A 7,487-nucleotide genomic window follows, 5' to 3' on the forward strand; every position below is an offset into this window, starting at 1 on the left:
CCGATCGCCCGTGCGAACCACACTTTCCGCCCTGATGACATCCTGCCTGCTGCTGGCCGGCACCGCCGCCCAGGCCGCGCAACCGGCCCCCCGGCAGCCGGATGATCTTGACGCCCGCATCCACGCCTATCTCCTGTCCCACCCGGAGGTGCTGACGGAAATGCAGCAGGCCCTGGCGGCCAAGCAGGCGGTGGAGCGTGAGGCGCAGACCCGCGCCACCCTGGCCGCCAACCACGACGCCCTGGTGGCCAACGCCGGGGACGCCGTCCTGGGCAACCCCAGGGGCGACGTCACCATCGTGGAATTCTTCGATGACGAGTGCCCCTACTGCAAGATGATGGCGCCCACGCTGGAGGCGGTGGTGAAGACCGATCCCGGCGTGCGCGTGGTGCTGAAGGAACTGGCCGTCCTGGGGCCCGGCTCGGAAATCGCGGCGCGCTACGCCCTGGCGGCCCAGCAGCAGGGCAAATACCTGGCGCTGCACGCCGCCCTGATGGCCGACAAGACGCCGGAACACCAGCTGACCGAGGCGCGCGTGAAGGAGATCGCGGCCGGCGCCGGCCTGGACACCGCCCGGCTGGAGCGGGACAGCCAGTCGGCGGACATCGTCGTCCGGCTGCAGCGCACCCGCGCCCTGGCCCAGACCATCGGCATCCGGGGCACGCCCGGCCTGGTCATCGGCGACACCGTGCATTCCGGCGCCATGACACCGGACGCCCTGGTCAAGGCCATCGCCGCCGCGCGGGCCGCGAAGGCGCCCTGACCAACACACCGCGGCGGGCCGGGACAGCGGTGGGCCGGGACAGCGGTGGGCCGGGACAGCGGTGGGCCAGGACAGCGGGGGACTGTCAGTGCAGCCGGCCCACGTCCTGCCCGTGACGGATTTCCGCAGCTTGGACCAGGGCCGCCGAAACGACCCGCACCCGGTGGATGCGGCCGTCCAGCCGAGCCTCCCAAAAATCGAGGAACCGGCGGAGCTGCGGGAAGCGGGGCGCCTGGTCCAGTTCCTGCCAGACATAGGCTTGCAGCAGGCCGGGATGGTCGGGCATGCGGTAGACGATCTCAGCCGTGGTCAGGCGCCAGCCCAAAAGCTGTTTTTCCAAGTCCGTCATGACGTCCTTCCAACCGTGGTGCGGAGGATGGAATTCTGGCATCACCCGAGTGCCACGCGTCAATATTTATCTAGCTAGTCCAATGCGTTAGCAGCAGACGGCAGCGGCTGCTGCCATCACTCCTCCATGGACCCGCGGGGGGCGTACCCGGCGGGCTGCCAGGTTCGCAGGAAGGAGTCCAGCGCCGCGTCCGCCGACGGTGGCAAGGCCAGTCGCACGGTCACATATTGGTCGCCCCGACCACCCGCAGAGGGTATGCCGCGTCCCTTCAACCGCAGCCGTGTGCCGTTATTGGCCCCCTTGGGAATGGTCATCAGGACGTGACCGTCGATGGTCGGGACCCGCACCTTGGCCCCGAAAACCGCCTCATGCAGCGTGACGGGTAGATCCAGGTGCACGTCGTCCCGTTCGCGCCTGAACCACGGATGGGGGCGCACCGACACCGCGACCAACGCGTCGCCCGGAGGTCCGCCGGCGACACCGGGGGTGCCCCGGCCGCGCAGCCGGACCTTGCCCCCATCCTCCAAACCCGGCGGCAGATCAACGTCCAGCCGCGCCCCATCGGGCAGGGTCACACGATGACGCCCGCCCTTCGCCGCTTCAACGAAGTCCACGGTAATGGTGACCGAGATGTCCTGGCCCTTGCGCGGGCCGGCGCCGGGCCGGGAACCGCCGCCGAACATATCGGCGATGATGTCCTCAAAGCCGCCCATTCCGCCCACGCTGGACGTGAACTGGAAGCCGCCACCCGGTGCGCTGGCATGGTGGCGGCGGGAGTAGGCCTGCGGCCGCTCATTGCCGTCGGCATCGATTTCGCCGCGATCGAAGCGCGCCCGCTTGGCGGCGTCCGACAGCAGGTCATAGGCGGCGGTGATCTCCTTGAACGCGTGCTCCGCCTCCGGCCGGTTCTGGTTGAGGTCGGGATGATGGGCTTTGGCGAGCTTGCGGTAGGCCCGGCGGATTTCCTCGGCCGAGGCGGTCCGCGATACGCCCAGGATGTCGTAGGGATTGCGCATCTGTCGTGCAGGCATCAATGAAGGGGAAGGGCAAGGATGGCCCATCGCCCCTGTTCGAACAGCCGCGCCTTATCGCGGCACCGGCAGCGCGCGAAGATGGGGCCCGGCAACACGCCGCCGGCGCGAAGGCCGGCGGCGGCTCCCTTCATCTTCGGGCTCAGGCGGCTTGCTTCTCGCCGGCCTGATGCTCTTCCAGGCGCGGATTGGCGCCGCCGGCCAGGATTTCGATGCGCCGGGGCTTCATGGCCTCCGGCAACTCGCGCTTCAGATCGATGGTCAGCAGGCCGTTGTCCAGCGAGGCGCGATCAACGAACACGAAATCCGCCAGTTCGAAACGGCGCTCGAACGAGCGGGCCGACAGGCCGTGGTGCAGGTAGTGCGCCTTTTCCTCGGCGGCCTTGCGGCCCTGGACGATGAGCAGGTTGGGATGGGCGGTCAGGGCCAGTTCTTCGGCCGACCAGCCCGCGAGGGCGACAACGATGCGGTAGGCGTTCTCGCCGGTCTTCAGGATATCGTACGGGGGATAGCTGTCCGCCGGGGTGGTGGTGGACAGATGCTCCAGCACCGTGGCCAGCCGGTCGAAGCCGACGCCGGAACGAAACAGGGGCGAAAAATCAAAAGCGCTCATAGCCATGTCCTCCATTGAGCAACGAGGTACGAGCGGCCCCGGGACCCACCCGGGAGCCGGTTCGGGCCGGATCCGCAATCGGCATCCGACACCTGCGAATATAGAATATGCTTGAAATATATCAATAATAAATTTGGCGTAGTTTTGTTTTCACAGAAATAAAAATGGAGCAGGAATAGCCACGGCAGCAAGCGCCACCGTGGCCAAGTCTTCTTAGTTACTTTTATTAGACTACATCAGTCGAATTCCGCCGATACCGGGGCGGCGGGCTTCTTTTCCGGAATCTGGGCCACCATGGCCTCGGTGGTGATCAGCAGGCCGGCAACGGAGGCCGCGTCCTGCAGGGCGGTGCGCACCACCTTGGCCGGGTCGATGATGCCGGCGGCCACCAGGTCGCGGTACTGGCCGGCCTGGGCATCGAAGCCCCAGTTGTAGTCCCCGTTCTCGGTGACCTTGCCGACGACCACCGACCCGTCGTAGCCGGCGTTGGCCGCGATCTGACGCACCGGCGCCTGCAGGGCCTTGCGGATGATGTCCACGCCCATGCGCTGGTCGTCGTTGACCGGCTTCAGGCCATCCAGGGCCTTCACCGCCCGCGCCAGGGCCACGCCGCCCCCGGGCAGGATGCCTTCCTCCACGGCCGCGCGGGTGGCGTGCATGGCGTCGTCGACGCGGTCCTTGCGTTCCTTCACGTCGACTTCGGTGGCACCACCCACGCGGATGACGGCGACGCCGCCCGCCAGCTTCGCCAGACGCTCCTGCAGCTTCTCACGGTCGTAGTCCGAGGTGGTCTCCTCGATCTGCGCCCGGATCTGCGCGCACCGCGCCTGGATGGTGTCCTTGGCGCCCGCCCCTTCGACGATGGTGGTGTTGTCCTTGCCGATGACCACCTTCTTGGCCCGGCCCAGCATGTCGATGGTGACGGTGTCGAGCTTGATGCCCAGGTCTTCGGAGATGACCTGACCGTTGGTGAGGATGGCGATATCCTCCAGCATGGCCTTGCGGCGGTCACCGAAGCCGGGTGCCTTCACCGCCGCGACCCGCAGGCCGCCGCGCAGCTTGTTGACCACCAGGGTGGCCAGGGCCTCGCCCTCCACATCCTCGGAGATGATCAGCAGCGGCCGGCCGCTCTGCACCACGCGCTCCAGCACCGGCAGCAGGGCCTGCAGGCCGGACAGCTTCTTCTCATGGATGAGGATGTCGGGATCCTCAAGTTCCACGGTCATCTTGTCGGCGTTGGTGACGAAATAGGGCAAGACATAGCCCCGGTCGAACTGCATGCCCTCGACGATGTCCAGTTCGGTGTCGAAGCTCTTCGCCTCCTCCACCGTGATCACGCCCTCGTGGCCCACCTTCTCCATGGCCTTGGCGATCATCTCACCGATCTCGGCCTCGCCGTTGGCGGAAATGGTGCCGACCTGGGCGATCTCGGCGTTGGTGGTGATCTTCTTGGCCTTGCCCTTCAGCTCGGCCACGACGGCCTCCACGGCCAAGTCGACGCCGCGCCGCAGGTCCATGGGGTTCATGCCGGCGGCGACGGCCTTGGCGCCCTCGCGCACGATGGCCTGGGCCAGCACGGTGGCGGTGGTGGTGCCGTCACCCGCCAGGTCGTTCTGCTTGGCCGCCACCTCGCGCAGCATCTGCGCGCCCATGTTCTCGAACTTGTCGGCCAGTTCGATTTCCTTGGCGACGGTCACGCCGTCCTTGGTGATGCGGGGCGCGCCGAAGCTCTTTTCGATGACGACGTTGCGACCCTTGGGACCCAGCGTGACCTTGACAGCGTCCGCCAGAATATCGACGCCCCGCAGCAGGCGCGCGCGGGCATCGGCCGAGAACTTCACGTCCTTGGCTGCCATTTCGTTCTCCCGTGAATGATGTACTGCCTCAGGCGGCTTTCCGGGCCGCATTGGTGTCGATGACGCCGAGGATGTCGCTCTCCTTCATGATCAGGAGATCCTCGCCGTCGATCTTGATCTCGGTGCCGGACCATTTGCCGAATAGCACCCGGTCGCCGACCCGGACGTTCAGGTCGATGACATGGCCCTGCTCATTACGGGTGCCGGGACCGACCGCGAGCACCAGGCCTTCCTGGGGCTTTTCCTTGGCGGTATCGGGAATGATTATGCCGCCGGCGGTTTTCTGCTCACCGTCAACGCGGCGCACGACGACACGATCGTGCAAGGGGCGGAATCGCATGGGGGTCACTCCTCATTACAAGCGAATGCCATGGATTTCTAAGGCGGCCCTCCCTTCTGGGCCGGGCCGCGGCAAAAATTATTCAGCCCGGAATCCATGTCAAGAGGGGTGTCCCAGGGGTCGAGGCAAAAATTTTCGGCCTTGATTCCGCTGTCCGACTGGGCGCCCAAGTGGCCGTCGCGGTAGCCGGCCAAGGATGGAATCCCTGCGTCCGGTCGACGTTGCGCCCGGACCGGGATGCCCACCTGGCCGGCCACCTATGCCTTCGGTATAGGCACTGCCGTTTTGAACATTCCTTGCACCCATTGCTTCCCTTTCAATTATGCATACTAGTGTACTTCTTTAAAATAAACTGGTTAACGCTAGGGGATAATTTCGGGCACAGCTTCAATATTTCGACACAGCCGGCTTAAAGATAACTGACAAAATCTGACATCACGGTGCTCATTTTTCCGCTTTACAGGCACAATCACAATTAATCACATATTGTCGTAAATGTTCACTCTTCCAACATTCACACTTTATTAAGTGTCGTCCTGTTGACTATCACCATTCTTGTGCGCCATTGTCCGGCACCCTCAAAAGCGATATGTCCGAAAGTAGCTGACCTTCCGGCCCCTACCCCCCTTTCGCCTGAGCCGTTCTTGTCCGCCGGTCCCATCCAGGCTCGCCCCCTGGGGACCGGGTTTTCCGTTGTCTGCCGCCACCATCCCGTCCGCCGCCGCTTAAGCCCCAAGGTGCCCCTGGAAATGACCGAGACCGCCCAGCCCCTCCTGTCGCCCCACGCGCGCACGGCCCACAAGCGGGCGGACTCGGGGCGCGGCCGGCGTGCCTTGCGGGCGGCGGCGCTCACCACGGCGGCCCTGTTCATCACCCTGCCGGCGATGGCGCAGCAGGCCCAGCCGCCGCGGCTGCCGTCAGGCGCCGAACCGGGTCGCGAGGCGCCCCGGCCCGTCATGCCCACGCCCGGCGCGCCCGGCGCCGCCATCACCGTGCCCAAGGCGACGGCGGCCCAGGCGCCGCAGGGCGCGGAGCAGTACAGCTTCGCGCTGAAGGGGGTGGTGATCGAAGGCGCCACCGCCTTCCCGGCCGCTGAACTGGCGGCCTTCTATGCCGGCCTGGTGGGCAAAACGGTCACCGTGGCCGACATGTTCAAGGTCGCCAACGATATCGAGGTGCGCTACCGCGACGCCGGCTACATCACCAGCCGCGTCGTGGTGCCGGAGCAGACCATCGAGGACGGCCGCTTCCGCATCCAGGTCATCGAAGGCTTCGTCGCCGACATCCGGTTCGACGACGACATCGGCCCGGCCCGCGCGGCCGTGGCCCGCCTGCTGGAACCCCTGCGCGGCGTCACCCCCATCAGCGTGGGTGAAATCGAGCGGCGCCTGCTGCTGGCCGACGATCTGCCCGGCCTGACGGTGCGCGCCAGCCTGGAACCGTCGCCCACCATCCTGGGCGCCTCCATCATCGTGGTGAAGTCGGAGCGCAAGGCGGTCGATGCCTCGCTGGCCTTCGACAACCGCAACACCCCCTACGTCGGCGCCTTCGAATGGGTGGGCTCCGTCTCGGTCAACAGCTTCGGTGAGCATGCCGACCGCCTGACCCTGACCAGCAAGGTCTCCACCCCCTTCCGCCGCGAATGGTTCGTCCAGGGCGGCTACCAGGGCATGTTCAGCAGCGACGGGCTGACCGCCGGCCTCACCTCCAGCTTCTCCCGCGCCAGCCCGGGGCAGGAACTGGACCAGCTGAACGTCCACAGCCGCGTGGCGTCCGAGATGGGCACCGTCACCTACCCCATCATCCGGTCGCGCTTGGAAAACCTGCGCGCCTTCGGGGAGTTCGAGTACCGCGACATCCGCACCACGCTGGGCGCCGACCTGTTCAACCAGGACCACCTGCGCATCTTCCGCGCCGGCGTCAGCTACGACAAGACGGACACCTGGGACGGCATCACCGCCGTGCGCGGCACCGTGCACCAGGGCCTGGACATCCTGGACGCGACACCGCGCAAGTCCGACTACGCCTCGCGCCTGGGCGGCAACGCCGACTTCACCAAGTTCACGGTGGACGTGACCCGCGTCCAGCAGCTGCCGGCCAACTTCAGCCTGCTGGCCACGGCCACGGCGCAGATGTCGCTGGCCCCCCTGCTGGCCAGCGAGGAGATGGCGCTGGGCGGTCCCAACTTCGGCCGCGCCTATGACGAGGGCGAAATCTCCGGCGACAACGGTTGGGCCGGCTCGCTGGAGCTGCGCTACACGCCGCTGGTGCCCGAGCTGTTCCCCGAGGGGATGCAGTTCTACGCCGTGTTCGACGGCGGCCGGGTGTGGAGCCTGTCCAACTACCGTCCCACCGGCCGCGTCACCGTGGCGTCGGTGGGCGGCGGCGTCCGCATCAACATGGCCAAAGAGCTGTTCACGACCCTTGAGGTCGACCAGCCGCTGGACCGCCAGGTCCAAACCCAGGGCGGAAAGCCGACCCGGGTCTTCTTCAGCATCACGGCGCACTACTGAAATCGGAACGGGGAAATCCAAT

General features: G+C 66.4%; 7 protein-coding genes. 2 read left to right on the forward strand and 5 right to left on the reverse strand.

All coding sequences use genetic code 11. The annotated features are described in order from the left end of the window. The first annotated feature begins 10 nt into the window (after nt 1–10). Entirely contained in the window at nt 11–763 is a 753-nt protein-coding gene (locus tag UAJ10_RS06560) for a DsbA family protein (protein ID WP_322914579.1), read from the forward strand. A gap of 85 nt (nt 764–848) precedes the next feature. Here the strand turns inward: UAJ10_RS06560 and UAJ10_RS06565 are convergent, their stop codons facing one another. From UAJ10_RS06565 to groES, 5 genes are all read right to left on the reverse strand, one after another. After that, on the reverse strand, nt 849–1,112 hold the full coding sequence (locus tag UAJ10_RS06565; protein ID WP_322914580.1) for an usg protein: 264 nt from the start codon (nt 1,110–1,112) through the stop codon (nt 849–851). A 116-nt stretch (nt 1,113–1,228) separates the two neighbouring features. Then, nucleotides 1,229–2,128, reverse strand: a complete 900-nt coding sequence (locus tag UAJ10_RS06570) for a J domain-containing protein (RefSeq protein WP_322914581.1) — start codon at nt 2,126–2,128, stop codon at nt 1,229–1,231. A 157-nt stretch (nt 2,129–2,285) separates the two neighbouring features. Beyond that, entirely contained in the window at nt 2,286–2,756 is a 471-nt protein-coding gene (locus UAJ10_RS06575; protein WP_322914582.1) for an Hsp20 family protein, read from the reverse strand. A 236-nt stretch (nt 2,757–2,992) separates the two neighbouring features. Further along, nucleotides 2,993–4,612, reverse strand: coding sequence for a chaperonin GroEL (gene groL, locus UAJ10_RS06580; RefSeq protein WP_322914583.1), 1,620 nt, complete (start codon nt 4,610–4,612; stop codon nt 2,993–2,995). 28 nt (nt 4,613–4,640) lie between these two features. Next, the gene (gene groES / locus UAJ10_RS06585; RefSeq protein WP_322914584.1) at nt 4,641–4,952 is read right to left on the reverse strand and encodes a co-chaperone GroES; all 312 of its coding nucleotides are present in this window, start codon (nt 4,950–4,952) and stop codon (nt 4,641–4,643) included. A gap of 749 nt (nt 4,953–5,701) precedes the next feature. On the opposite strand from groES, the gene UAJ10_RS06590 reads away from it, so the two are divergent. Then, nucleotides 5,702–7,465, forward strand: a complete 1,764-nt coding sequence (locus UAJ10_RS06590) for a ShlB/FhaC/HecB family hemolysin secretion/activation protein (RefSeq protein WP_322914585.1) — start codon at nt 5,702–5,704, stop codon at nt 7,463–7,465. Nucleotides 7,466–7,487 lie beyond the last annotated feature (22 nt).

Origin of the sequence: Nitrospirillum guaranorum, from assembly GCF_034653275.1 — a bacterium.
In the GTDB taxonomy this organism is placed as follows: domain Bacteria; phylum Pseudomonadota; class Alphaproteobacteria; order Azospirillales; family Azospirillaceae; genus Nitrospirillum.

Bases quoted from the DNA above. Each gene is read 5' to 3' on its own strand.
- UAJ10_RS06575 (WP_322914582.1), bottom strand. From the start codon at position 2,756: ATGAGCGCTTTTGATTTTTCGCCCCTGTTTCGTTCCGGCGTCGGCTTC.
- UAJ10_RS06590 (WP_322914585.1), top strand. From the start codon at position 5,702: ATGACCGAGACCGCCCAGCCCCTCCTGTCGCCCCACGCGCGCACGGCC.
- UAJ10_RS06565 (WP_322914580.1), bottom strand. From the start codon at position 1,112: ATGACGGACTTGGAAAAACAGCTTTTGGGCTGGCGCCTGACCACGGCT.
- groL (WP_322914583.1), bottom strand. From the start codon at position 4,612: ATGGCAGCCAAGGACGTGAAGTTCTCGGCCGATGCCCGCGCGCGCCTG.
- groES (WP_322914584.1), bottom strand. From the start codon at position 4,952: ATGCGATTCCGCCCCTTGCACGATCGTGTCGTCGTGCGCCGCGTTGAC.
- UAJ10_RS06570 (WP_322914581.1), bottom strand. From the start codon at position 2,128: ATGCGCAATCCCTACGACATCCTGGGCGTATCGCGGACCGCCTCGGCC.